At 69.3% G+C, this 25849-nt stretch carries 21 protein-coding genes and 1 pseudogene; 11 read left to right on the forward strand and 11 right to left on the reverse strand.

Translation table 11 applies throughout. The features are described 5' to 3' along the window. Positions 1 to 18: 18 nt before the first annotated feature. Positions 19 to 2505, reverse strand: a complete 2487-nt coding sequence (locus IE173_RS03260; protein ID WP_191281913.1) for a DNA gyrase/topoisomerase IV subunit A — start codon at positions 2503 to 2505, stop codon at positions 19 to 21. Between the two features lie 12 nt (positions 2506 to 2517). Here IE173_RS03260 and IE173_RS03265 point away from each other — a divergent pair, with 12 nt between their 5' ends. Then, positions 2518 to 3627 (forward strand): alkaline phosphatase family protein, encoded by a 1110-nt coding sequence (locus IE173_RS03265; protein WP_191281914.1) that lies wholly within the window; start codon positions 2518 to 2520, stop codon positions 3625 to 3627. A gap of 218 nt (positions 3628 to 3845) precedes the next feature. Here IE173_RS03265 and sepH read toward each other — a convergent pair whose 3' ends face one another. Further along, positions 3846 to 4892 carry a septation protein SepH gene (gene sepH / locus IE173_RS03270; RefSeq protein WP_191281915.1) on the reverse strand — a complete coding sequence of 349 codons (1047 nt, stop codon included), beginning with the start codon at positions 4890 to 4892 and terminating at the stop codon, positions 3846 to 3848. 188 nt (positions 4893 to 5080) lie between these two features. Here sepH and IE173_RS03275 point away from each other — a divergent pair, with 188 nt between their 5' ends. Beyond that, positions 5081 to 5371: a DUF4193 domain-containing protein gene (locus IE173_RS03275; protein WP_191281916.1), complete on the forward strand. Its 291-nt coding sequence runs from the start codon at positions 5081 to 5083 to the stop codon at positions 5369 to 5371. Between the two features lie 4 nt (positions 5372 to 5375). On the opposite strand, the gene IE173_RS03280 is transcribed toward IE173_RS03275, so the two are convergent. Continuing rightward, positions 5376 to 5804 (reverse strand): DUF3093 domain-containing protein, encoded by a 429-nt coding sequence (locus IE173_RS03280; RefSeq protein ID WP_191281917.1) that lies wholly within the window; start codon positions 5802 to 5804, stop codon positions 5376 to 5378. 32 nt (positions 5805 to 5836) lie between these two features. On the opposite strand from IE173_RS03280, the gene dut reads away from it, so the two are divergent. The 6 genes from dut (at position 5837) to IE173_RS03310 (ending at position 14166) form a co-directional block, all read left to right on the forward strand. Beyond that, positions 5837 to 6322, forward strand: coding sequence for a dUTP diphosphatase (dut, locus tag IE173_RS03285; RefSeq protein WP_191281918.1), 486 nt, complete (start codon positions 5837 to 5839; stop codon positions 6320 to 6322). Next, complete coding sequence (locus IE173_RS03290; protein WP_191281919.1) at positions 6319 to 6936, forward strand: DUF3710 domain-containing protein; 618 nt, start codon at positions 6319 to 6321, stop codon at positions 6934 to 6936. The genes dut and IE173_RS03290 overlap by 4 nt, the downstream gene beginning before the upstream one ends. A gap of 2 nt (positions 6937 to 6938) precedes the next feature. Continuing rightward, entirely contained in the window at positions 6939 to 7655 is a 717-nt protein-coding gene (locus IE173_RS03295; protein ID WP_191281920.1) for a DUF3159 domain-containing protein, read from the forward strand. Positions 7656 to 7735: 80 nt separating this feature from the next. Beyond that, a complete protein-coding gene (gene acnA / locus IE173_RS03300; RefSeq protein ID WP_191281921.1) occupies positions 7736 to 10570 on the forward strand; it encodes an aconitate hydratase AcnA in 2835 nt (944 codons plus the stop codon). Between the two features lie 20 nt (positions 10571 to 10590). Then, a complete protein-coding gene (gene dxs / locus IE173_RS03305) occupies positions 10591 to 12534 on the forward strand; it encodes a 1-deoxy-D-xylulose-5-phosphate synthase (RefSeq protein WP_191281922.1) in 1944 nt (647 codons plus the stop codon). Between the two features lie 114 nt (positions 12535 to 12648). Beyond that, complete coding sequence (locus IE173_RS03310) at positions 12649 to 14166, forward strand: DHA2 family efflux MFS transporter permease subunit (RefSeq protein ID WP_229841848.1); 1518 nt, start codon at positions 12649 to 12651, stop codon at positions 14164 to 14166. A gap of 21 nt (positions 14167 to 14187) precedes the next feature. Here IE173_RS03310 and IE173_RS03315 read toward each other — a convergent pair whose 3' ends face one another. The 4 genes from IE173_RS03315 to IE173_RS03330 form a co-directional block, all read right to left on the reverse strand. Then, the gene (locus IE173_RS03315) at positions 14188 to 16320 is read right to left on the reverse strand and encodes a 3-hydroxyacyl-CoA dehydrogenase NAD-binding domain-containing protein (protein ID WP_191281923.1); all 2133 of its coding nucleotides are present in this window, start codon (positions 16318 to 16320) and stop codon (positions 14188 to 14190) included. After that, positions 16317 to 17525 carry a thiolase family protein gene (locus IE173_RS03320; protein WP_191281924.1) on the reverse strand — a complete coding sequence of 403 codons (1209 nt, stop codon included), beginning with the start codon at positions 17523 to 17525 and terminating at the stop codon, positions 16317 to 16319. Before IE173_RS03320 ends, IE173_RS03315 begins: the two co-directional genes overlap by 4 nt. 96 nt (positions 17526 to 17621) lie before the next feature. Continuing rightward, positions 17622 to 18863: a ribonuclease D gene (locus IE173_RS03325; protein ID WP_229841849.1), complete on the reverse strand. Its 1242-nt coding sequence runs from the start codon at positions 18861 to 18863 to the stop codon at positions 17622 to 17624. Continuing rightward, positions 18856 to 19452: a DUF3000 domain-containing protein gene (locus IE173_RS03330; RefSeq protein ID WP_191281926.1), complete on the reverse strand. Its 597-nt coding sequence runs from the start codon at positions 19450 to 19452 to the stop codon at positions 18856 to 18858. Before IE173_RS03330 ends, IE173_RS03325 begins: the two co-directional genes overlap by 8 nt. Before the next feature lie 91 nt (positions 19453 to 19543). Here IE173_RS03330 and IE173_RS03335 point away from each other — a divergent pair, with 91 nt between their 5' ends. After that, positions 19544 to 20743 (forward strand): alpha/beta hydrolase family protein, encoded by a 1200-nt coding sequence (locus IE173_RS03335; RefSeq protein ID WP_191281927.1) that lies wholly within the window; start codon positions 19544 to 19546, stop codon positions 20741 to 20743. On the opposite strand, the gene IE173_RS03340 is transcribed toward IE173_RS03335, so the two are convergent. The 3 genes from IE173_RS03340 to IE173_RS03350 are packed head-to-tail and all read right to left on the reverse strand — an operon-like array spanning position 20716 to position 22782. After that, entirely contained in the window at positions 20716 to 21417 is a 702-nt protein-coding gene (locus tag IE173_RS03340; RefSeq protein WP_191281928.1) for a dihydrofolate reductase family protein, read from the reverse strand. The genes IE173_RS03335 and IE173_RS03340 overlap by 28 nt on opposite strands. Continuing rightward, a complete protein-coding gene (locus IE173_RS03345; protein WP_191281929.1) occupies positions 21414 to 21866 on the reverse strand; it encodes a SufE family protein in 453 nt (150 codons plus the stop codon). Before IE173_RS03345 ends, IE173_RS03340 begins: the two co-directional genes overlap by 4 nt. Before the next feature lie 16 nt (positions 21867 to 21882). Continuing rightward, positions 21883 to 22782 carry a sulfurtransferase gene (locus tag IE173_RS03350; RefSeq protein ID WP_191281930.1) on the reverse strand — a complete coding sequence of 300 codons (900 nt, stop codon included), beginning with the start codon at positions 22780 to 22782 and terminating at the stop codon, positions 21883 to 21885. A 123-nt stretch (positions 22783 to 22905) separates the two neighbouring features. On the opposite strand from IE173_RS03350, the gene zapE reads away from it, so the two are divergent. Next, positions 22906 to 23919 (forward strand): cell division protein ZapE, encoded by a 1014-nt coding sequence (zapE, locus tag IE173_RS03355; RefSeq protein ID WP_191281931.1) that lies wholly within the window; start codon positions 22906 to 22908, stop codon positions 23917 to 23919. A gap of 4 nt (positions 23920 to 23923) precedes the next feature. On the opposite strand, the gene nhaB is transcribed toward zapE, so the two are convergent. After that, positions 23924 to 25426, reverse strand: a complete 1503-nt coding sequence (gene nhaB, locus IE173_RS03360; protein ID WP_229841850.1) for a sodium/proton antiporter NhaB — start codon at positions 25424 to 25426, stop codon at positions 23924 to 23926. A gap of 273 nt (positions 25427 to 25699) precedes the next feature. Here nhaB and IE173_RS03365 point away from each other — a divergent pair. Next, positions 25700 to 25846 (forward strand): annotated as a pseudogene (locus tag IE173_RS03365) (ammonium transporter); the annotation flags it as partial. Positions 25847 to 25849: the final 3 nt, after the last annotated feature.

Consider the following 25849-nt stretch of genomic DNA (forward strand, 5'->3'; position numbering starts at 1 on the left):
GAGCCCGCGCGCCTCGAATCAGAGCGCGCGGCCGATCGAGCCGATCACGGCATCCATCGGGGCGCCGGAGGCGTCGCGCTTCGCGCCCGCGTCGGGCAGTGTGCGCAGTGACCCGTCGGGTCCGACCGCGAGGGCGGGCGCGGGGCCGGCCCACGCGAGCGCCAACGAGTTCTCGCCCTTGAGGAAGGTGTGGGCGCGCACCCCGCCGGTGGCGCGGCCCTTGCCGGGGAACTCGCTGAACGCCGAGACCTTCGCACGACCCGGGTCGGCTCCGGCGAGGGTCTCCGCCGGCGTCGAGATGGTCGCGACGACGACCTCGGCCGCGGGGTCGACCGCCCCGAAGAACAGCACCTTCGCGCCCGACGAGAGGTTGATGCCCGCCATGCCGCCGGCGGCAGCACCCTGCGGTCGCACCGCCGACGCGGCGAAGTGCAGCAGCTGGGCGTCGGTCGTGACGAACACCAGCTCGTGCGAGTCGCCGCCCTGCGCGACCCCGACGACCTCATCGCCGGGCTTCAGCGCGATGACCTCGAAGTCGGGCTTCGACGGCCACGCACCGGGAGACACTCGCTTCACGACGCCCGAGGCCGTGCCGAGTGCGATCGGCTCCTCAGAGGTGAGCGACACGAGCCCGAGCACGCGCTCCTTCTTGTCGGCGAGCCCGAGGTACTCGGCGATGCGCGCACCGGCGGCGAGCTGCACCGAGTTGGCGGGCACCGAGGGCAGGTCGACGGGGGAGAAGCGCACCAGGCGCCCACGTGAGGTGATCGCCCCGAGCTCGCCGCGCACGGTGGAGGCGACGGTGCACAGGATGGCGTCGTGCCGGTTGCGCCGGCCGCTCCGCGCAGTGATCTCGCCGCCTTCGACCCGCACGGTGCGACCCGTGGTGGAGAGCACGACGAGGGTGGGCCCGTCGGCGATCTCGAGGGCCGGCCCACCGGATGCCGCAGCCCGGCGCTGGGCGGGCGTGGCCGCGATGGATGCCTTCGCCTCGGTGAGCAGTGTGCGGCGCGGGGTTCCGAATCGCTCGGCCACCTCATCCAGCTCGATGCCCACCTGCGTGCGCACCCGAGCGGGGTCGCCGAGCAGCGCCTCGAGTTCGGCGATCTCCTCCTGCAGCTTGTCGCGCTCACGTTCGAGCTCGATGCGCGAGAACTTGGTGAGGCGGCGCAACTGCAGCTCGAGGATGTAGTCGGCCTGCAGCACCGAGAGGTCGAACACCTCGATGAGGCGGGTGCGCGCGGCGGCGGCGTCATCCGAGGAGCGCACCACCTGGATGACCTCGTCGATGTCGAGGATCGCGATGAGCAGGCCGAGCACGAGGTGCAGGCGCTCCTGGCGGCGGGTGAGGCGGTAGCGCGAGCGGCGGGTGACCACCGAGATTCGGTGGTCGAGGTAGACCTGCAGGAGGTCGCGCAGGCCGAGGGTCAGCGGCTGACCGCCGACCAGACAGACGTTGTTGATGCCGAAGCCGTCTTCGAGCGGCGTGAGGCGGTAGAGCTGCTCGAGCACACCCTCGGGCGAGAATCCGGTCTTGATGCCGATGACGAGCCGCAGGCCGTTCTTGCGGTCGGTGAGGTCGGTGACATCCGAGATGCCGGTGATCTTCTTCGACTGCACCCCGTCTTTGATCTTCTCGATGACCTTCTCGGGGCCGACCAGGTACGGCAGCTCGGTGACGACGAGGGCGGTCTTGCGGGGTCCGACCTGCTCGACCGTGACCTTCGCGCGGGTCTTGAAGGTGCCGCGACCGGTGGCGTAGGCATCCCGGATGCCGTCGAGGCCGACGATCGTGCCGCCCGTCGGCAGGTCGGGGCCGGGCACGTAGGCCATCAGGTCGTCGAGGGTCGCCTCGGGGTTCTCGAGCAGGTGCTTCGCGGCCGCGGCGACCTCGATGAGGTTGTGCGGCGCCATGTTGGTCGCCATGCCGACCGCGATGCCCGACGCTCCGTTGACGAGCAGGTTCGGGTAGGCCGCCGGCAGCACCTCGGGCTGGGTGAGCTGGTTGTCGTAGTTCGGCACGAAGTCGACGACGTCTTCATCGAGCCCTTCGCACATCGCGACGGCGGCGGCCCGCATGCGCGCTTCGGTGTAGCGCGCGGCGGCGGGGCCGTCGTCGAGGGAGCCGAAGTTGCCGTGCCCGTCGACGAGCGGAACGCGCATCGTGAAGTCCTGCGCGAGCCGGACGAGGGCGTCGTAGATCGCGGTGTCGCCGTGCGGGTGCAGGCGTCCCATCACGTCGCCGACGACGCGCGCGCTCTTCACGTGGCCGCGGTCGGGGCGCAGGCCCATCTCCGACATCTGGAACAGGATGCGGCGCTGCACCGGCTTGAGTCCGTCGCGCGCGTCGGGCAGGGCGCGGGAGTAGATGACCGAGTAGGCGTACTCGAGGAACGAGCCCTCCATCTCGGTCGCGACGTCGACGTCGAGGATGGTGCCGTCGAGATCCGTGCCGTCAGAGGTCGTCGAGCCGCCGGAGGCGGGAGGAGGAGGTGGGGGAGTCATAAGATCGGGGCCATGTTACCGGCGGCCAAATCCCACCGGTTCAGCCTCACCGACGTCCTGTCGAATTGCCTTTCCGCCGTGCGGGGTGAGCGCGGGAGCCTGGGCCTGCCGACCGTGCGGCACGCCGTCGTGCTGCTCGTCGACGGCCTCGGGTCCGTGGCACTCGATGCCCACCGCGGGTACGCGCGCCGGCTGCTCGCGGCGCCGCGGGCCGACGTCATCCAAACGGTCTTCCCGTCGACGACCGCGTCGGCCCTCGCGTCGCTGACGACGGGTGTTCTGCCGGGAGCGCACGGGCTCATCGGCTACCTCGGGTTCGACTCGAGCGGCGACCGCGTCATCAACCAGCTCACCGGGTGGGGCGGCGACCTCGATCCCGGCAGCTGGCAGCGCGTGCCGACGCTGTTCGAGCGCGCCGTGAGCGACGGGATCCCGGCGTTCGCCGTCGGGCCCGGCCGCTATCGCACCTCGGGGTTCACCGCGGCCGTGCTGCGCGGCGCCGACTACCGTTCGGGCGAGTCGATCGCAGCCCGCCTGACGGAGGCGCGCCGCATCCATTCCTCCCACGAGCGCTCGCTCACCTACGTCTACGCGCCGGAGCTGGATGTCGCGGCCCACGCCTCCGGGGTCGCCTCCGACGCCTGGTCGGCCGCCCTCGAGGACGTGGATGCTGCGGTCGGCGCGTTCGCGGCGGCGCTCGGCCCGACCGCCGGGCTGCTCGTGACCGGCGATCACGGCGGTCTCGACATCCCGGGCGACGATCAGGTCATCGTCGCCCCCGAACTGCTCGAGGACGTGCGCCACGTGTCGGGGGAGCCGCGATGCCTCGCGCTGCACCTGGAGCCGGGGGCGGATGCCGGGGCGGTGCTCGCGCGCTGGCAGGCGGCCGAAGGCGGGCGCTCGTGGGTCGCGACCCGTGACGAGGTCATCGCCGCCGGCTTCTATGGAGCGGTCGATCCTGACGTCGTGCCGCGCATCGGCGACATCCTCGTCGCGGCGCGCAAACGCATCGCGTACTACCTGGATGAGAACGACCGCGGCCGCACCATGATCGGCCAGCACGGCTCACTCACCCCCGAGGAGACCCACATCCCCCTCCTCAGGTTCGGCGCCTTCGGCTGACCAGTCCCGCTGGCTGCGGATGTCGCCCTCAGAGGACCGATGCGATCCGCTCGGCGCGTCGCGGGCGTGCCGGAGGAACCGTCATCCCAGAGCGACATTTCCGATTCGGGAGATGCCCAGCCAAGGAGAAAACGAGGGGTGAGGGAGCGTTCGCAAGTCAATCGGGGTAGGGGTCCCCGCTCTTGACTTGCGAACGGTCCCTCACCCCGACCCCCGAGTTACAGGTCGTCGTCGGTGCGGGCGCCGAAGACGATCTCGTCCCAGGACGGCATCGCGGCACGGCCCTTGCCCCCGCGACGGCCCTGGGAGCCGGTGTCGCGGGCGGTCGGCTTGGTGCGCATCGAGTCGATCGGCACGTCGTCGGACCCGTCGAGGGGCACGTCGATGAGGCGCACGACGCCCGTCGTCGGCTGTGTCGCGATCGATTCCTCGGGGTCGGGATCCATCGGGTCGCGTTCCCCTCGGCGTTTGCGCAGGGCTTCGAGCAGGTCGGCCGTCTGGTTCTTCTTCACGGGCAGCGGCTCGACATCGCCGACGCGACCGTACGGCACGGGTTCGAGCAGCGGTCCGGTCTGCGCGTCCGGGAACGACGAGTCGGAGGGCGTCGTGTCTGACGCGGTGAGCGTGAACGCGCCGCTGTCGAAGCGCGCGGCGTCGGCTTGCTCGTCGAGCGGCACCGCTCGGAGCCGCGGCAGGAGGTTCGCCGGCTGGTCACCCTGCTGAGACAACGTGATGGCCTCCTGGTTGAGCGGGGCGAGCGTCGACTTCTTCGGGTCGAACGACCAGCGCGCGTCGTGGTCGATGGTCTCGGCGACGAACGTGAGTTTCACGACCCAGCCGCCGCCCTCTTCCTTCCACGACGCCCAGCGTTCCCCGATCGCATGCGCGTCGGCGAGACGGCGGCGGATGACGGTTCCGAAGGTGACCCCGCCGCCGAGCGGATCGGTCTCGAGCGCCAGCTGCACCGGAACGGCGAGGGCCGACTCGATGACGAACTCGCGTTCCGCGAGGACGGGGCCCTCGAAGCGCTGCACGTAGTCGAGGGGCACCCCGGTGATCGCCGCGACGTCTTCCGCCGACATGCCGGCGCGGATGTGAGCTTGGATCTCACGCGGCGAGAGCTTGCGCACGTTGCCGGGCTCCGGCGATGACTGACGCAGCCGCGATTGAAGCACATCGTCGATGGCGACTCGGTACCTGGCGCCTTCTTCGGAGGCGACGAGCAGCGAGCCGCTCTCCACGCCGATGACTTTCAGTTCTTCCATCGGGCACCTCCTCGGGCCTCAGGATGCCACGGGGAGGCCGGGATTCCGGGGAATATCGCGGGCGCGCCGGAAGTTGACTCGGACGCGAGGAAAGCCTGATTCCGGGTGGTTTGCGATTCCCACCTCGATCATGCAGACTGACGCCGCCGAATCGAGCACCACGGCAGCAAGACACGAGATGGATGGGCATGGCAACCGACTACGACGCACCGCGCAAGACCGACGAGGACACTGAGTCGATCCAAGCCCTGCAGGAGCGTGTTCCCGACAAATTGTCGGGTGTCGTCGACGTCGACGACGCCGACAACCCCGGCTTCGAGCTGGGTGGCGCCGACCTCTCCGACCTCGACCTGGATGTCGTCGTGCTGCCCCCGCAGGCGGACGAGTTCACCTGCGTCAACTGCTTCCTCGTGAAGCACCAGTCGCAGTTCGACCACGACACGAAGCTCGGGCCGATGTGCATCGAGTGCTCCGCGTAGTCGTCTACGACGTCAGGGCGGAGACCAGCTCTTCGGGGCGCCGGGTCGACACCAGCCAGTAGGGCGTGGGGTCGGCATCGTCGGTGATCTCGATCCGCACGACCGCCGGCATCCAGCCGCGCAGCATGAGCCAGGCGCGTGCGTCGAGCCGGGTGCCGCGCTCGGCGACGGCATCCGCTCCGTGGTGCGCCGTCACCGCGCCCACGAACGACCGCTCGATCTGCGCCCGGCCGACCCGCAGCATCCCGTCGTCGACCTCGATGACCGGGGTCGTGGCCAGCAGCGTGACGACGATCGCGCCGTAGAGCACGATCGCGACCACGACGCCCGCCACCTGGGAGATGGGGAGGAAGACCAGGAGGCTGGCCGGGATGACGAGAGCCGTCGCCAGAAACACCCACCAGGCGGGCCAGAGTCGTTCGCGATACCGCATGCCTCTATTCGAGCATGGGCTAGCCTCGTCAGGTGACCGAGTCGATCGAGGTGCTGTTCTCAGGCGCCCTCCCGGTCTATGCGCACCCGGGCGACGCGGGTGCCGATCTGGTGTCGACCGAGGATGTCGTGCTCGCCCCCGGTGAGCGGGCGACGGTCGGCACGGGCCTGAGAATCGCCCTGCCGAACGGGTTCGTCGGATTCGTCGTGCCGCGCAGCGGACTGGCAGCCAAGCACGGCATCACGATCGTCAACTCGCCCGGCACCGTCGACGCCGGCTACCGCGGAGAGATCCGCGTGACGTTGCTCAACACCGACGCCCGCGAGTCGTACGCGATCGCCGCAGGCGACCGGATCGCCCAACTCATCGTGATGCCCGTGCCGAGCGTGCGATTCATCGAAGTCGAACGGCTGCCCGGCAGTGATCGCGGCGAAGGCGGCTTCGGCTCGACCGGATACGGCACGTCGCCTGAACCAGAACCCGCCGCCACCAGCACTCCAGGAGCACCACCGTCGTGAGCGACACCGAACACCCCAAGTCCGCCCCGGCCGACCGCGCGACGGCCGGTCCGTTCGATGATTCCGAGGCCAATCCGGTGCGGCCCTATGTCGACCTCGGCGGCATCAAGCTGGTGCCGCGCGCCGACCTCGCGGTGCGTCTCGAGGTCGAGGAGGGCAACAAGCGCGTCGTCGCCGTCGCCCTCGACTACGCAGGCTCGACGCTCCAGCTGCAGCCGTTCGCGGCTCCGCGGTCGAGCGGCCTCTGGCACGAGATCCGCGAGCAGATCGTGCAGCAGATCGAGAAGCAGGGTGGTCGCACCGCGGCGAGCACCGGTTCGCTCGGCCCCGAGTTGCGTGCCGAGATCCCCGCGCCCGACGCAAAGGGGGCGCGCATCGCCCGTTTCGTCGGCGTCGACGGGCCCCGCTGGTTCCTGCGCGGTGTCATCAGCGGTGAGGCTGCGGTCAACCCCGAAGCGGCCGCCAAGGTGGAGGAGCTGTTCCGCAGCGTCGTCGTCGTGCGCGGCACGACCCCGATGCCGCCGCGCGACCTCATCCCGTTGCACGTGCCGGCCTCGGTGGCCGGCGCTACCGCGCCCGGTGCCACCCCGACCGGCCCGGCCGCCCAGGTCTGACGATGGCGGAGCAGCAACCGGCGGATGACGCCGTCCCGACGTTCCGCGAAGCGATGTCGGCGGCCGCGCGGCGCTCCGGTCTCGGCAAGGTGACGCCGGGGGAGACCCCGACCGCGGGTGCCCTGCTCGCCGCGATCGGCGGCGTGCGCGGCCTCGTGGAGTCGATCCTCCCGGGTCTGGGATTCCTCGTGACCTACACGATCACGCAGAACCTGGTGCCGTCGGTCCTCGCGCCGCTCGGCCTGGCGCTCGTCTTCATCGTGGTGCGGGTCGTCACCCGCCAACCCGTCACGACTGCGATCGCCGGTGCGTTGGGCATCGGGATCTCCGCGGCCCTGGCGCTCTTCACCGGCAACGCCAACGACAACTTCGTGCCCGGGTTCTTCATCAACGGTGGCGTCGTGCTCGTGATGGCGGTGAGCCTGATCGCGCGCCGGCCCTTCGTCGGGGTGCTCGTGGGGCTGCTGCTCGGCGACGACGACTGGCGGCGCAACGCGGCGAAGCTGCGGGTCGCGACGGTCGCGACCATCCTGTGGGCGACGCTGTCGGCGGTGCGGCTCGCGGTGCAGGTGCCGCTCTACCTCGCGGAGTCCACGGAGGCCCTCGCCGCCACGAAACTCGTCATGGGCGTGCCGCTCTACGCCGCGCTGCTCTGGGTCACCTGGCTTCTCGTGCGCACCGCGTGGCGCACTCGCGAAGAACCCGCCGACGGGCGCTAGAATTATCTCGACGTCAAGATAAATCGCGACTCGACAGGCTTAGGATTGCCTGGCGGGCGGCGGTGTCAGAGGAGACAAAAGTGTCGAAGGTCAACAGCTTCAAGTCGAAGGACACCCTCACGGTCGGCAGCACCGACTACGAGATCTTCCGCATCGACACGGTGCCCGGGCACGAGAAGCTGCCGTTCAGCCTCAAGGTGCTGCTCGAGAACCTGCTGCGCACCGAAGACGGGGCCAACGTCACCAAGGCCCAGATCGAGGCGCTCGGCGCCTGGGTGCCCGACGCCGATCCCGACACCGAGATCCAGTTCACCCCGGCGCGCGTCATCATGCAGGACTTCACCGGCGTGCCCTGCATCGTCGACCTCGCCACGATGCGCGAGGCCGTGACGGCGCTCGGCGGCGACCCCGACAAGATCAACCCGCTCTCTCCCGCCGAGATGGTCATCGACCACTCGGTCATCGCCGACCTCTTCGGTACCGAGAACGCCCTCGAGCGCAACGTGGAGATCGAGTACCAGCGCAACGGCGAGCGCTACCAGTTCCTGCGCTGGGGTCAGACCGCGTTCCAGGACTTCAAGGTCGTGCCGCCCGGAACGGGCATCGTGCACCAGGTGAACATCGAGCACCTCGCCAAGGTCGTCTACGACCGGGTGGTGGATGGCGTCCTGCGCGCCTACCCCGACACCTGCGTCGGCACCGACTCGCACACCACCATGGTGAACGGCCTGGGCGTGCTCGGCTGGGGCGTGGGCGGCATCGAGGCCGAGGCCGCGATGCTCGGCCAGCCGGTGTCGATGCTCATCCCGCGCGTCGTCGGATTCAAGCTCACCGGCGACATCCCCGCGGGCGTCACCGCGACCGATGTCGTGCTCACCATCACCGATCTGCTGCGCAAGCACGGAGTGGTCGGCAAGTTCGTGGAGTTCTACGGCAAGGGCGTCGCCTCCGTGCCGCTGGCGAACCGCGCCACGATCGGCAACATGAGCCCGGAGTTCGGCTCGACCGCGGCGATCTTCCCGATCGACGACGTCACCCTCGACTACCTGCGGCTCACCGGGCGCGACGAGCAGACCGTGGCCCTCGTCGAGGCCTACGCCAAGCTGCAGAAGCTCTGGCACGACCCCGAGCACGAGCCCGTCTTCAGCGAGTACCTCGAGCTCGACCTCTCGACCGTCGTGCCGTCGATCGCCGGGCCGAAGCGTCCGCAAGACCGCATCCTGCTCGCCGACTCGAAGGCGCAGTTCGAGAAGGACATCCTGAGCTACATGACGCCGACGGTCTCTCACGACATCGTCGACCTCGAGTCGCAGCACTCCTTCCCGGCATCCGACCCCGGCCCGGTGCCGGGCGAAGAGGCCGAGGACACGCGCGAGGTGCACATCTCGTCGGGGGCCCCGGCCGCCGCCTCGCGGCCGGTGAAGGTCACGACGCCCGAGGGCACGTCGTACATTCTCGACAACGGCGCCGTGACGCTCGCGGCGATCACGTCGTGCACGAACACGTCGAACCCGTCGGTCATGATCGCGGCGGGTCTGCTCGCCCGCAACGCCGTCGACAAGGGGCTCAAGCGCAAGCCGTGGGTGAAGACCACACTCGCCCCGGGCTCCAAGGTCGTCACGGACTACTACGAGAAGTCGGGTCTCGATGCGGCGCTGGAGAGCATCGGCTTCTACACCGTCGGCTACGGCTGCACGGTCTGCATCGGCAACTCCGGCCCGCTCATCGACGAGGTCTCGGCCGCCGTCAACTCGCACGATCTCGCGGTCACCGCGGTGCTGTCGGGAAACCGCAACTTCGAGGGCCGCATCAGCCCCGACGTCAAGATGAACTACCTGGCGTCGCCGCCGCTCGTCGTCGCCTACGCACTCGCCGGCTCGATGCACTTCGACTTCGAGACCGACCCGCTCGGCAAGGACCACGACGGAAACGACGTGTTCCTGAAAGACATCTGGCCGTCGCCCGACGAGGTGCAGCAGACGATCGACTCGTCGATCTCGCGCGAGCAGTTCATCAAGCAGTACGCCACGGTGTTCGACGGCGACGAGCGCTGGAACAGCCTCCCGACGCCGAACGACCCGATCTTCCAGTGGGACCCGAACTCGACCTACGTGCGCAAGGCGCCGTACTTCGAGGGCATGACGATGGAACTCACCCCCGTCGCCGACATCCACGGCGCCCGGGTCATGGCGACCCTCGGCGATTCGGTGACCACCGACCACATCAGCCCGGCCGGCAACATCAAGCCGGGCACGCCCGCCGCGGACTACCTCACCGCCCACGGGGTCGACCGGGTCGACTTCAACTCCTACGGCTCGCGGCGCGGCAACCACGAGGTGATGATCCGCGGCACCTTCGCGAACATCCGTCTGAAGAACCTGCTCGTCAGCGCGGTCAACGACGGAGCCGTGGTGGAGGGCAGCTACACCCGCGACTTCACGCAGCCCGGCGGCCCGCAGACATTCATCTACGACGCCTGCATGAACTACCAGGCCGCGGGCACCCCGCTCGTCATCTTCGGGGGCAAGGAGTACGGCTCGGGCTCGTCGCGGGACTGGGCGGCGAAGGGCACGTCGCTGCTCGGCGTCAAGGCCGTCATCACGGAGAGCTTCGAGCGCATCCACCGCTCCAACCTGATCGGGATGGGCGTCGTGCCGCTGCAGTTCCCGGCGGGGCAGAGCTGGTCCTCGCTCGGGCTCGACGGCACCGAGATCGTCTCGATCGAAGGGCTCGAGCAGCTCAACGAAGGCGTCACGCCGAAGACCGTCAAGGTGACGGCGGCGCCGAGCGAGTTCTCGGCTCCGGGCAAGCAGACGATCGAGTTCGACGCGGTCGTGCGCATCGACACCCCCGGTGAGGCCGACTACTACCGCAACGGCGGCATCCTGCAGTACGTTCTCAGGTCGCTGGTCTGACGGGCCGTTAGGCTCGCTGCATGAGTCTGCTCGAGGGCATCAAGGGTCCGCGAGATCTCGATGGCCTGAGCCCGGGGCAACTCGTCGAGCTCGGAGCAGAGATCCGGCGCTTCCTGGTGACCGAGGTCTCCAAGACCGGCGGGCACCTCGGGCCGAATCTCGGCGTCGTCGAACTGACGATGGCGATCCACCGGGTCTTCGACTCGCCGCGTGACGCCGTCGTCTTCGACACCGGGCACCAGAGCTACGTGCACAAGCTGCTGACCGGGCGGCAGGATTTCAGCCGGCTGCGGATGAAGGGCGGCCTCGCCGGTTACCCGCAGCGCTCGGAGAGCGAGCACGACATCGTCGAGAGCTCGCACGCGTCGTCGTCGCTGTCCTGGGCAGACGGCATCTCGCGAGCCTTCGCGATGACCGGGCAGGGCGACCGGTATGTCGTCGCCGTCGTCGGCGACGGGGCGCTCACCGGGGGGATGACCTGGGAGGCCCTCAACAACATCACCGACGACAACTCCCGCCGTCTCGTGATCGTCGTCAACGACAACGGCCGCTCCTACGCGCCGACGATCGGCGGGATGGCGCGATTCCTCAACGACGTGCGGACCCGCCGCTCCTACCGCCGGCTGTACCGCACCAGCCAGCAGGTGTTCGATCGGTTCGGCACCGTCGGACGTGCGTTCTATCGCGGAACCCGCGGCGCGGTGCACGGCTTCCTCTCCCGGTTCACCAACAACCAGGCGCTCTACTCCAACCTCGACATCAAGTACCTCGGTCCGGTGCACGGCCACGATCTCGCGGCGCTCGAGTCGACCCTGCGGCAGGCGAAGGAGTACGACGCGCCCGTCATCGTGCACGTCATCACCGAGAAGGGGCACGGTTACGGCCCGGCGGTCGCCGACGTCGCCGACCAGTTCCACGCGGTCGGCCAGATCGACCCGGAGACCGGCGAACCGGTCGAGGCGCCGTCGCGGCCTTCCTGGACGAGCGTGTTCGCCGACGAGATCGTCGAACTCGCCGACGAGAACCCCCGGCTGGTCGGCATCACCGCCGCGATGCTGCGCCCGACCGGGCTCCACCGCTTCGCCGAGAAGTACCCCGAGCGGGTCTTCGACGTCGGCATCGCCGAGCAGCACGCCGTCACCAGCGCCGCCGGTCTCGCCTACGGCGGCCTGCATCCGGTGGTCGCCCTTTACGCGACCTTCGTGAACCGCGCGTTCGACCAGGTGCTCATGGATGTCGCGCTCCACCGTGCGGGCGTCACCTTCGTGCTCGACCGGGCCGGCGTGACCGGGCCCGACGGACCGAGCCACCACGGGATGTGGGACCTCGCGATCCTGCAAGCGGTGCCGAACATCCGCATCGCCGCCCCGCGCGACTCGACCAGCCTGCGGGAGCAGCTGCGCGAGGCGGTGCAGATCGAGGACGGCCCCACGGTGCTGCGGTATTCGAAGGGCAGCGTCGGAAGCGAACTGGATGCCACGCGGCGCACCGCCGACGGCGTCGACGTGCTGCGGGAGGCGGCGCACCGCGACGTGCTGATCGTCACCGTCGGGCCGATGGCGAAGCTGGGGCTGCAGGTCGCCGAACGCCTCGCGGCCCAGGGCATCGGCGCCACCGTCGTCGACCCGCGCTGGGTGATCCCGGTGCCGGCATCCGTCATCGACCTCGCCCGCGACTACCGCCTCGTCGTCACGATCGAAGACGGCATCCGGGTCGGCGGCATCGGCACCCGCATCCGCCAGGAGCTGCGTGCCGCCGGGGTCGACACCGCGGTCGACGAGCTGGGTCTGCCCGACGAGTTCCTCGATCACGGTGAGCGCGGCGAGATCCTCGCCGAAGTCGGCCTGTCCGATCAGCAGATCGCCCGCGACATCGTCGCTCAGGTGCTCGGCACCCGCATTCCGGTGGCGCGACCGCTCCCGGAAGAGGCCACTCAGGAAGAATCGTCGCGCATTCGGGAATAGCGCTCGCACGCTGAGGCTTGTTCACTCTTGGCGAAACCCGCACGGAGCGTCGTGTCGGTGCCTCGCGCTAGCGTGAAAGTCCGGCAATCGCCGAGAACCCCCGATGGAGGAATCGTGAGTCATTCGAGCACGTCCGAAAGCACTGCGGCCTCGGCCGATCAGGCCGAGCGTCTCGACGCCAAGTCGCGGATGGTGCTCATCCTCCTGCTGGCCGCGGTGTTCGTCGTGTTCCTCAACGAGACGACGATGACGGTGGCGATCCCCACGATCATCGCCGATCTCGGCATCACCGCCGCCGAGGGGCAATGGCTGACCACCGGGTACGCGCTCACCATGGCCGTCGTCATCCCGATCACGGGCTGGCTGCTGCAGCGGCTGAACACGCGACCGGTTTTCATCATGGCGATGGGCATCTTCACCGCCGGCACGCTGATCGCGGCGATCGCACCGGTCTTCGAGGTGCTCGTCGCCGGGCGCGTCGTGCAGGCCACGGGCACCGCGATCATGATGCCGCTCATGATGACGACCATCATGACGATCGTTCCGCCGAGCATCCGGGGTCGCATCATGGGGCGCATCTCGATGGTGATGTCGCTCGCGCCGGCGATCGGCCCCACCGTCGCCGGGTTCCTGTTGCAGGCCTTCGACGGCTACTGGCGCGGGCTGTTCTTCGTGATGCTGCCGCTCGCGATCGTGATGCTCGTGCTGGGCGTCGTGCTCGTGCCGAACGTCACCGAGACCCGCGCCATCCCGCTCGACGCCCCGTCGGTCGTGCTGTCGGCGCTCGGGTTCAGCACCCTCGTGTACGGCCTCAGCAGCATCGGCCTCGCCGCGGAGTCGGCCGCGCTCGTCTCGCCGTGGCTTCCGATCACCGTCGGTCTCGGCTTCCTGGTCGCCTTCGTGTTCCGACAGTTCGCGCTCCAGCGCCGGGATGTGGCGTTCCTCGACCTGCGCACGTTCCGGGCACGCACCTTCTCGCTCGCGATCGTGATGTTCTCACTCGCGATGCTGATGATGTTCGGCATCGTCATCATCATGCCGATCTACCTGCAGTACGGGTTGCTGCAGCCGACCGAGGTGATCGGGCTCGTCGTGCTGCCCGGCGGCCTCCTGATGGGCCTGCTCGGCCCGACGGTCGGCCGACTCTACGACCGGTTCGGCGCCCGGCCGCTCGTCATCCCGGGGGCGATCGCCGTCTCCGCGGCGGTCTGGGCGTTCGCGTTCCTGCTCGCGGCCGATAGCTCGGTGTGGCTGGTCGCGGCGATCTACACCGTGATGTTCCTGGGCTTCGCGTTCCTGTTCTCGCCGCTGTTCGCCGCGAGCCTGGGGTCGCTGCCGAGCCACCTGTACTCGCACGGCAGCGCGCTCGTCGCGACGATTCAGCAGGTCGCCGGCGCCGCGGGGGCCGCGGTGTTCGTCGCGCTCTTCACCATCTCGCTCGCCGCCTCGGGCACGACGGAGGTTCCGCTCGCGGAACCGGCCGCCATCGCGGATGCTGCGAAACTCGCCTTCCTGGCGGGCGCGTTCGTGTCGCTCGGCATGGTCGTGACGGCGCTGTTCGTGCGCAAGCCGGCCGCGCCGGAGATCTCCGACGCCTCCCTGGTGGCGGAGGCCGAAGCCGCCGCGCACTGATCCCGGGATCGTCGGCGGCGCCTATGCGACGCCGACGATCCGCGGGGTGTGGAAGGTGCTTCCGAAGACGCGCTCGCTCGCGCCGGACCGGTCGAGGTAGGGGGTCGCGCCCCCCATCTGGAACGGCCAGCCCGCACCCAGGATGAGGCAGAGGTCGATGTCCTCGGGAGCGCCGACGACATGGTCGTCGAGCATCCGGTGGATCTCGTCGGCGAGGCCGTCTTCGACCCGGGTGCGCAGCTCGTCGGCGGTGTAGGGCGTGCTGCCCGCGATGCGGTGCTTCTCGACGATCTTCAGCACCTTCGGGTCGATGCCCTTCGGCTTGCCCTTGGCATCCTTCTCGAAGAGGTGGCCGAACTCGGCCAGCTCGTGCAGCGCGGGGCTCTCGAAGAACCGCTCCGGGAAGGCCGCGTGGTGGGTGTCGAGCACGTGGGCGCCGACCTTGAGGCCGACGAGTTCGAGCAGCACGAACGGATCCATCGGCAGCCCGAACGGCTTGACGGCCTCGACGACGGTGTCGAACGGCGTTCCGACCTCGACCGCGTGCATCGCCTCACCGAGCAGCTTGGCCAGGATGCGGTTCACCACGAACCCGGGGGTGTCGGCGGTGATGACCGCGTTCTTCCGCAGCTTCGCCGCCGTCACCATCGCCGTGCTGAGGGCTTCGTCGGTGGTCTTGGGCGTCTTCACGACCTCGATGAGCGGCATCACCGCGACCGGGTTGAAGAAGTGGAAGCCGACGACCCGCTCCGGGTGCTTCAGCTTCGCGCCGATCTGCTCGACCGAGAGCGACGAGGTGTTGGTCGCGAGGATCGCCTCGGGCGAGATGTGCTTCTCGACATCGGCGAAGACCTGCTGCTTGACCCCGAGCTCTTCGAAGACGGCCTCGATGACCCAGTCGCAGTCGGCGAAGTCGGCCTTGTCGGTCGTCCCGGTGATGAGCGCCTTCAGGCGGTTGGCTTCGTCGGATCCGATGCGGCCCTTCTGAAGCAGCTCGTCGATCTCGCCGTGAATCGTCGCAACGCCCTTGTCGACGCGCTCCTGATCGAGGTCGGTGATGACGACCGGCACCTGAAGACGCCGCACGAACAGCAGCGCGAACTGCGTCGCCATGAGCCCGGCGCCGATCACCCCGACCTTCGTGACCGGGCGGGCGAGCGCCTTGTCGGGCGCTCCCGCGGGCTTCTTCGCGCGCTTCTGCACGAGGTTGAACGCGTAGATGGATGCGCGGAACTGATCGCCCGAGATGAGGTCGGCGAGTGCCTCGTCTTCCGCCGCGAATCCCGTCTTCTTGTCGGTGTTCTTCGCCGCCTTGAGCAGTTCGAGTGCGCGGTACGGGCTCTTCGCCACCCGGCCGATGCGCGAGGCGAGCATCTTGTCGGCGATGCCGATCGCGACATCCCACTTGACCGCGCGCTCGATCTTGCCGGGCTCGTTCTTGCGCTTGACCTTGGTCTTGCCGGTCAGCACGCTGTCGGCCCACTTCAGGGAATCCTCGAGGAAGTTGGCCGGCCCGAACATCGCATCCGCGATGCCGAGTTCGAACACCTCGGGGCCCTTGAGCATCCGGTTGTTCTTGAGCGGGTTCGAGATGATGACCTCGAGCGCGTTCTCGATTCCGATCAGGTTGGGGAGCAGCCACGCCCCGCCCCAGCCCGGGATGATGCCGAGGAACACCTCGGGCAGGGCGAACGCCGGCACCGAGGAGTCGATGGTGCGGTAGTCGGCGTTGAGCCCGATCTCCACGCCGCCGCCCAGGGCGAGCCCGTTGTAGAAGACGAAGGACGGCACCCCGAGCTCGGAGAGCTTGCCCAGGGTCTCGTGGCCGAGCTTCGCCATGAGCACCCCGGTCTCCCGGTCGGGGATGTCTTCCACCTTCGACAGGTCGGCGCCGGCGGCGAAGATGAACGGCTTGCCGGTGACGGCGACGCCGTCGATTTCCGCGCTTGCGGCGCGCGCCTTCAACTCGTTGAGTACGCCCGAGAGTTCCAGAAGCGTCGCGGGTCCGAGGGTCGACGGCCGGGTGTGATCCCGGTCGTTGTCGAGGGTGATGAGTGCGATCGTCTTCCCACTCGGCATCCGCACGTCGCGCACGTAGGAGTGCGTGATGACCTCGTCGGGGTCGAGACCGACCAGCTTGCTGAAGTCGGTCATCGCTTGCCGCCCTTCTTCGCCGAGAAGTGCGGGTTCTCCCAGATGATGCTGCCGCCCTGGCCGAGGCCGACGCACATCGCGGTGAGGCCGTAGCGCACTTCAGGGTGCTCCTCGAACTGCCGGGCGAGCTGGATCATCAGCCGCACTCCCGACGCGGCGAGCGGGTGACCGATCGCCGTCGCGCCACCCCAGGGGTTCACCCGCGGGTCGTCGTCGTCGATGCCGAAGTGGTCGAGCAGCGACAGCACCTGCACCGCGAAGGCCTCATTGAGTTCGAAGAGGCCGATGTCGTCGATGGTGAGCCCGGCCTTGCGCAGCGCCTTCTCGGTCGACGGGATCGGGCCGATGCCCATGACTTCGGGTTCGACGCCGGCGAAGGCGAACGACACCATGCGCATCTTCGTGGTGAGCCCGAGGTCTTTCGCGGCGTCGGCGCTGGCGAGCAGCGACACCGTCGCGCCGTCGGTGAGCGGCGACGCGTTACCGGCGGTCACCCGGCCGTGCGGGCGGAACGGGGTCTTGAGGGTGGCGAGGCCTTCCATCGTGGTCTCGGGCCGCATCCCCTCGTCTTCGGTGGCGAGGCCCCATCCCGACGCGCTCTTGATCGCGACGGGGATGAGGTCGGGCTGGATCTTGCCGGCGGCGTAGGCCGCGGCGACCTTCTGCTGGCTGCGCATGCCGAACCGGTCGGCGCGCTCCTTCGTCAGCGACGGGAACCGGTCGTGGAGGCGTTCCGCGGTGTTGCCCATGTTGAGGGCCTCGGGGTCGACCAGCTTCTCGGCGAGGAAGCGCGGGTTCGGGTCGGCGCCGGCACCCATCGGGTGGCGGCCCATGTGCTCGACCCCGCCGGCGATGCCGACGTCGTACTGACCGAATCCGATCATCGACCCGATCGTCGCGACCGAGGTCATCGCGCCCGCGCACATGCGGTCGATGGCGAAGCCGGGAACGCTGAGCGGCAGCCCGGCGAGGATCGCGGCGGTGCGGCCCAGGGTGAGGCCCTGGTCGCCGGTCTGCGTGGTGGCCGCGATGGCGACGTCGTCGACGCGCTCCGGGGGGAGGTTGGGGTTGCGTTCCAGTAGCCCGATCATGGCCTTGACGATGAGGTCGTCGGCCCGGGTGTTCCAGTACTGGCCCTTCTCGCCCGCTCGACCGAACGGGGTGCGAACCCCGTCCACGAAAACGACGTCGGCTCTCTCGGCCACGATGCCCTCCAGCATTTGATTCGGCACAGACTGGTGCGTTGCGAACTCACCAAGCCTAGGCAGGGCGTCGAAAGCCCCGGAATCCTTTGATTCTTCCTACGACTCGGGCTCTTCGAGCGTTTCCGCCTCTTGGGGAACATCCACAAAGGCTTGGGCGATCAGCTGTGCAGTTGCCTCAACCTGCCAGTCGCGTGCGCCCAGCGCGGCGAGGGCCTCGCCGATGCTCGCCGGAGTGATCTCGGCCGGGGGAGTCCAGGCGACTCGGCGCAGGGTGTCGGGGGTCAGCACGTTCTCGACCGGGATGTCGAGCTCCTCCGCCCGGGCGATGACCGCGAGGCGGGCGCGCTTCAGCCTGCCGTCGGCTTCGGGGTTCTTGTCGGCCCACACCCGGGGCGGCGGCATCCCGTCACCCGGCGGGCGACTCACGGGAAGGTCGGTCGTCGCGAGGCCGCGTTCGATGGCGCCCCACCACCGGTCGAGCTGCGATCGGCTGGCCCGACCGTTGAAGTCCTTCATCGCGGCGAGGTCGCGCTTCGTCGCCGGCAGCGTGCGCGCCACGGCCAGCAGAGAGGCGTCGGGGACGAGCCGTCCAGGCGCCGAGTCGATCTCGCGGGCGTAGTCGTCGCGCGTCTGCCACAGTTCGCGCGCGACCGCCAGATTGCGCGGCTGACGAAGGGCATGGATGCCGGACAGCCGCCGCCACGGCTCCTGCCGGGAGACGGGCTCGCGCCGCAACACGGCGGCGAACTCCTGCCGGGCGATCTCGCCCTTGTCGGCGTCGTCGAGCAGTTGCGCGATCGCGTCCCGCAGGTCGGGCAGCAGCTCGACGTCGAGGGCGGCGTAGACGAGCCAGCTCTGCGGCAACGGCCTCGTCGACCAGTCGGCGGCCGAGTGCTCTTTCGCCAGGTGGATGCCGAGCAGGTCTTCCACGACGGTGCCGAGCCCGACGCGGGGCAGCCCGGCGAGACGCGCCCCGAGCTCGGTGTCGAAGATGACCGCGGGGTCGAGCCCGACTTCGCGCAGACAGGCGAGGTCTTGGCTCGCGGCATGCAGGATCCACTCTTCGCCCGTCATCACGGCGGCGAGCTCGGAAAGATCGCCGATCGCGGGCGGGTCGAACAGGAAGACGCCGGCTCCGCGCCGGTAGACCTGGATCAGGTAGGCGCGCTGCGAGTACCGGAAGCCGGAGGCGCGTTCCGCATCGACCGCGAACGGGCCGTGTCCCTCTGCGAGCGCGGCCACGGCCGCGCGGTAGTCGTCGACGGTGTCGATGACGTCAACGGGCTCGTGCGGTGCGGGCTGAGCAGCCGGTGCGTCGACATCTGAGGCGTCAGTCACGCGCCCCTCGCCGGTTCGGCAGCAGCCCGACAGCGTCGGGCGTCGGGGGCAGTCCCGCGAGGCGGCAGAGCAGATCGCTCCACGCTTCGACGGAGGCGCCGATCGCATCGGCGTCGGGGGTCCACGAGGCGCGCACTTCGAGCTGCGCCCCGTCGCTCTGGTGGGCGAGTTCGCCGAACCCGGTGGAGAGCACCTTGGTGGCGGTGCCCGACGCCGCGGTGTACCCGGCCGAGCGTGCGGCGAGCGAGTCGGTGAGCCACGACCAGGCGACCTCGGCGACGAACGGGTCGAGGCCGATGTCGGTCTCGAGTGGCGCCTGAGCGAAGCAGACGACGCGGAACGGTCCGCCCCAGGCGTCGGGTTGTTCGGGGTCGAAGAGCAGCACGAATCGCCCGGTGCCGAGCACCGAGTCGAGCCCGTGCTTCACCGGGATGACGTCGGCCGCCATGGCGATCGCGTGCGGGGCGAGGCCGGTCGGCGCGGGGATCTCGGTGAGCTGCAGTTCCGGGCGGATCGTCGCGCGGCGAACCGCCGTCAGCGCGCGCCCGAACGCGGCCGGAACGACCGGATCGGAGCGAACTGTGGCCACACCTGAACACTAGGGTTTGAACCAGGAGCCCGTCACGTGCCACGCCGTCTCCCGGTCCGGCGCCGACGGAGCGCAGCTGAGGAGGACGCGGATGCCGACCCGCACCAAGATCGCGCTCGGGGGAGTGATCGGGGCGCTCTCGCTCGTCGGAGCCGCAGCAGTGGCAACGGCGACGGTGAGCGTCATCATCGCGCGGAAGGTGCTCGTGCCGCCCTCTCGGCGGGAAGAGGATGTCGCCATCCGCTCGGTCGATCTCGACGAGGGTCTCATCGTGCTCGATTCGACGGCCGACTCGCGGTTGCCGGGGGAGTACAGCTTCTGGTTCAGCCGGGAGTCGGGGCACGCCCGCATCGGCGAGATCGTGGCGACGACCGCGACGACCGTGACCCGTCGCATCCTCGGGGTGGACTCCGGCGATCTGGCGACGGCGCGGCGCGGCCGGCTGACCGGCTGGTTCTACCTCACCCCGGCCGATCTCGAGGTGCCCTTCGAGGATGTCGCCATCGCGACGCCGCTCGGCGACGCCCCGGCGTGGTTGATTCCGCCCGCGGATGCCGCACGCGACCGCTGGGCGATTCACGTGCACGGCAGGGCGGTGCGACGCCCCGAGACCCTTCGGGCGGTGCCGATCTTCCGCGAGGCGGGGTTCACCTCACTCGTCGTGTCCTACCGCAACGACCACGAGGCGCCGCGCAGCGACGACTTCCGCTACGCACTCGGCGACCGCGAGTGGCTCGATGTCGACGCGGCGATGCGCTACGCGGTCGACAACGGGGCGACGCAGATCGTGCTCGTCGGCTGGTCGATGGGCGGCGCGACCGTGCTGCAGGCGCTGACCCGCTCATCGGTCGGCGATCGGGTGGCCGGGGTCGTGCTCGAGTCGCCCGTTGTGGACTGGATCGCAGCACTCGACTTCCAGGTGCGGCTGCGCCGGCTGCCGGTGTTCGTGCGCTCCTTCGTGATCGTGCTGTTCAAGAGCCGCTGGGGCCGCTTCTTCACCGGTTTGGCGGAGCCGCTCGACATCGACCGGCTCGACTTCGTGACCCGGGCGAACGAACTCGACAGGCCGATGCTCATCCTGCACAGCGACGACGACGGCTTCGTGCCGTCAACCGCGTCCCGGGCGCTGGCGATCGCGCGCCCCGACATCGTCAGCTACGAAGCGTTCGAGGTCGCGCGCCACACCAAGTTGTGGAACTACGACCGCGCCCGATGGGAAGGGGCCATCCGCAGCTGGCTGGCGACACTGCCGACCGCCGGGACTCAGCGGGTCGGCCGCCAACGGGCGTAAAGCGCCCCCGTCTCGTCGGCCAGCAGCTGCACCAGCTCGAGGTCGCGCGGCCCGGGCGAGGCGCCGCCGAACAGCAGCTGCGGGCGACCGAGGATGCGCGGAACGGTGGTGAGGCAGATCTCGTCGACCAGGTCGGCGGCGAGCAGCTGACCGACGAGCCGCGGCCCGCCCTCGCAGACGATGTGAGCCAGGCCCCGGTCGCGCAGCGCGTCGAGCATGACGTGCAGCGGCACCGCGCGGTCACCGTCGACGGCGAAGTACTCGAACGGCGCCGTGAAGGTGCGCCGGGCCTGCTCTTCGGCACCCGACGGGCCGACGACGAGGATGCGCCCGGGTTCGATGTCGTCGCGTACGGCGGCCCCGGTGAAGTCGCCCGTGGTCGTCAGCACGGTGAGGTGAGTCGAGCGAGGCACGAGTTCGCCCTCGGCCCGCAACGTCGCGGCACCGACCAGCACGGTGTCGCTCACCGACCGGATCGCGCCGAGAACCGCCCGGTCGGCACCGGAGGTGATCCCGGCGCTCGTCCCCCCGGCATCCATCGTGCCGCCGTCGAGGGTGGCGACCAGGTTCACCCGCAGGCCGGGAGGCGGGTAGAGCGCGGCGATGCGGGCGCGGGCGTCGGGCGCGGTGGTGTCGATGACGTCACCCGACGGCGACAGAGCGGTGAGGATCACGCCGCGGTCTTCTCGCGCACCTGGCGCTTCGTGCGGCCGAGGAGGGCCGACATCCCGCGGATGCGCAGCGGGCTCACGGCCTCGGTGAGCCCGAGCGTCAGCGGGTAGTCGTCGGGCACGTCGAGCACCTGCTGCGCCGTCAGCCCGGCGAGGCCCTGCACCAGGATCGACGCGAACCCCCGGGTCGTCGGGGCTTCCTTCGGCGCCGTCGCGTGCAGGTGCACGATGCCCCCGCCCGCATCGCCGGGGTCGACGTCGACGAAGATGAACACCGGCGACTGGCACTCCTCGACGCGTTCGAGCAGATCGGGGTGATCGGCGTACTCCGGCGGCAGCTCCGGCAGCTCGTTCGCGAACTCGAGCAGCAGAACGAGTCGTTCGTGCTGCTCGAGCGCGAGGAAGTCGTCGCGGATGGTCGCGAGCGCTGACGGAAGGTCGGTTTCGCTCACGTACCCAGCCTACTTTCTAGGTGGCGGGGACGGCGCCCGGCTCGGTGCCCTTGACGATCGGAACGCGTACTGCGCTGCCCCATTCGGTCCACGAACCGTCGTAGTTGCGCACGCCCTCGAACCCCAGCAGGTGGGTGAGCACGAACCAGGTGTGGCTCGACCGCTCGCCGATACGGCAGTAGGCGATGATGCTGTCGCCATCCTTGAGGCCGGCACCGTCGCGGTAGATCGCGTTGAGCTCGTCGGGCTTCTTGAAGGTGCCGTCGTCGGCCACCGCCTTCGCCCACGGCACGCTCTGCGCGCTCGGGATGTGACCTGCGCGCAGGGTGCCCTCTTCCGGGTAGGCGGGAGCGGTGGTGCGTTCGCCCGAGTACTCCTCGGGGGAGCGCACGTCGACGAGCGGGTTGCCCAGGTGGGCGAGCACGTCTTCCTTGAAGGCGCGGAGCTTGGTGTCGTCGCGCTCGACGACCGGGTAGTCGGTCGCGGGGCGCGTCGTGGCGGCGGTCGTGTAGGGGCGGCCTTCGGCCTCCCACTTGGCGCGGCCGCCGTCGAGAAGTCGCACGTCGTCGTGACCGAACAACGAGAACACCCAGAGCGCGTAGGCGGCCCACCAGTTGTTCTTGTCGCCGTAGATGACGACGGTGTCGTCGCGTGAGATGCCCTTCGCCGACAGCAGCTTCGCGAAGCCGGCGCCGTCGAGGTAGTCGCGCACGAGCGGGTCGTTGAGGTCGGTGTGCCAGTCGATCTTGACGGCGCCCTCGATGTGGCCGGTCTCGTAGAGCAGCACGTCTTCGTCGGATTCGACGACCACCAGGCCCGGCGTTCCGAGGTGTTCGGCCAGCCACTCGGTGCTGACGAGGCGCTCGGGGTGGGCGTAGCCGGCGAAGGCGGGGGAGGCGTCGGTCTCGACGGTCATCGGTTGCTCCTGCAAGTAGGGTGTGATGCGTGCCCTCTCAGGGTAGGCAGTCGATCCAGTACGCGCGCTCGGCGCCGTAAGAGTTCGACACGAAGTCCCCGATCAAAGGCCCTGCCTGCATTCATGACCTCTTCTTTCGCGTCGCTCCTCGATCGTGCCCCGACGATGTCGGGCGATGAGATCGCCGCCTCGCTCGTTCCCCCGCGGCAGTTCGACGACGCCACGCTCGAGAACTACCGTCCCGACCCCGACTACCCCTCGCAGGCGCAAGCCGTCGAGCGGGTGCGCGCGTTCGCGGCGGCCTGGAAGGGCGGCGGGGGCGGGCTGTTCCGCAAGAAGGGGCCCGAGCTCAAGCCCGGCCTCTACCTCGACGGCGGCTTCGGGGTGGGCAAGACCCACCTGCTGGCGGCCCTGTGGAAGCTCGCGCCGGGGCGCAAATACTTCGGCACGTTCATCGAATACACCGCCCTCGTGGGGGCGCTCGGGTACCAGGCCACCGTGAAGCTGCTGACCGGCGCGACCTTCGTCGCGATCGACGAGTTCGAGCTCGACGATCCGGGCGACACGATGATGATGACGCGACTGCTCGGCGAACTCGCCGAGTCGGGAACGCGCATCGCGGCGACCTCGAACACTCCGCCGAACGCCCTCGGCGAGGGCCGGTTCGCCGCCGTCGACTTCCTGCGCGAGATCCACGCCCTCGCGGCCCGCTTCGACATCCTGCGCATCGACGGGCTCGACTACCGGCGCCGCGATCTCGAGGGTCACGCGGTCGGGTTCGACGACGACGCCGCGCTCGAAGCGGCAGCGGCCGCCATTCCCGGCGCGGTCACGATCGACGACTTCGACGCCGTGCTGCGCCACCTCGCGACCGTGCACCCGTCGCGTTACGTGAAACTCGTCGACGGGCTGTCGGCCATCGGGCTGCGCGGGGTGCACGTGCTGCAGGATCAGACCGACGCGCTGCGGTTCGTCGCCGCGGTCGACCGGCTCTACGACGATCAGGTGCGCGTGCTCTCCACCGGCGTTCCGCTCGATCAGGTATTCGGCGACGACATGCTCGCCGGCGGCTACCGCAAGAAGTACCTGCGGGCGATCTCGCGGCTCATCGCCCTCACCTCGGGTGCGCCGGAGTAGCAGCTCACACGAGCAGGAGGACCGTCGCCAGGTAGGCGACGAGCGAGAGCACGACGGCGTACGGCAGCGCCATCCACAGCATCCGCAGGTAGCCCAGCCGGATCAGCGGTGCGAGCGCCGAGGTGAGCAGGAACAGGAACGCCGCCTGTCCGTTGGGCGTCGCGATGCTCGGGATGTTCGTGCCCGTGTTGATCGACACGGAGAGCAGTTCGAACTGCTCTCGTGAGATGCCGCCGGCCAGGAACGCCTGTTCGACCTCGGTGATGTAGATCGTCGCGACGAAGACGTTGTCGCTGATCGCCGACAGCAACCCCGACGCGATGAAGATCAGCGACAGCTGGCCGGTTCCCTCCTGCGCGAGCACCGCGTCGATGACGGGCGCGAAGAGGCCCTGCTCATGGATGACCGCGACGATCGCGAAGAAGGTGACGAGCAGCGCGGTGAACGGCATCGCCTCCTGGAAGGCCTTGCCGATCGCGTGCTCGTTGGTGACCCCGTTGAACGCGGTCGCGAGCACGATGACGCCCAGGCCGATGACGCCGACCTCCGCCACGTGGAGGGCGAGCCCCACGACGAGCGCGACCGCGGTGAGCGCCTGCACCAGAAGACGGGCCCGCATCTTGGGCGTGCGGCCCGCCGACTCCCGCTCGTTCCAGTGCTCCATGACCTCGCGCACCGACGCCGGAAGCTCGGCGCCGTAGCCGAAGAGCCGGGTGCGTTCCAGCAGGACGCACAGGGCGAGGCCGACGACGAGCACGGGCATCGACACCGGCGCGACCCGCACGAAGAACTCCGTGAAGCCCCAGCCGAGGGTCTCGCCGATGAGCAGGTTCTGCGGTTCGCCGACGAGGGTCGCGACCCCGCCGAGTGCCGTGCCCACCATCGCGTGCATCATGAGGCTGCGCAGGAACGACCGGAAGGTCGCCATGTCGCTCTCGTGGCGCTCCTGCACGTAGCCGTCGTCTTCGTGGTCGTGGTCGTCGTCGAACCCGCGGCCGGAGATGAACCGGTGATACACGGTGTACAGCCCGGTCGCCACCGCGATGACGACGGCGGCGACGGTGAGCGCGTCGAGGAACGCCGAGAGCACGGCGGCGAGGGCGGCGAAGGTCAGCGACAGCAGGATCTTCGACTTCACGGCGACGAGCAGCTTGGTGAAGAGCATCAGCAGCAGGTCGCGCATGAAGTAGATGCCGGCGACCATGAACATCAGCAGCAGGATGACGGGGAAGTTGGCCTCGGTCTCGTGGAAGACGTCGTCGGGCGAGGCCATCCCGATCGCGACGGCTTCGATCGCCAGCAGCCCACCCGGCAGCAGGGGGTAGCACTTCAGCGCCATCGCGAGGGTGAAGATGAACTCCGCGACGAGCAGCCAGCCGCCTAGGAACGGGTCGACGAGGAGGAACACGAGCGGGTTCGCCACCAGGAAGGCGAGGATCGTGATCTTGTACCAGCGCGGGGCGTTACCGAGGAAGTTGCGCGCGAGCGACGGGGCAAGGGTCTTCACAGGTCTCCGATCAGTCACGACGCGTTCGCGTCGGCCGACCAGGCTTCCCGGCGCTCCACGGCAAGCCTATCGGGGCGAACTCGGGGCGAATCGGAGGGCTGCCGAAACACGATGTTTACATCGACGTGCCGTGTGTAACGTTCGCGAAACATTTACCACGCCCCCCGGTAACGTCGCGCCGCCAGACTGTCCGCGTACCCGAGGCAGCAAACCCCCTCGCCGAGCGCGACGGTCCAACGGTGCACCTTCTGCAAATACCTAGAGAGGTTTGAAATGGATCAAGGCCCTACCGCCTTCATGTTGCTGACCGCCGCTCTCGTCCTGCTCATGACGCCGGGCCTCGCCTTCTTCTACGGCGGCCTCGTCAAGGCGAAGAGCGTCATCAGCATGATGATGATGTCCTTCGGAGCCATCGNAATACCG

It is taken from the genome of Pseudolysinimonas yzui, from assembly GCF_014653215.1.
In the GTDB taxonomy this organism is placed as follows: Bacteria; Actinomycetota; Actinomycetes; order Actinomycetales; family Microbacteriaceae; genus Pseudolysinimonas_A; species Pseudolysinimonas_A yzui.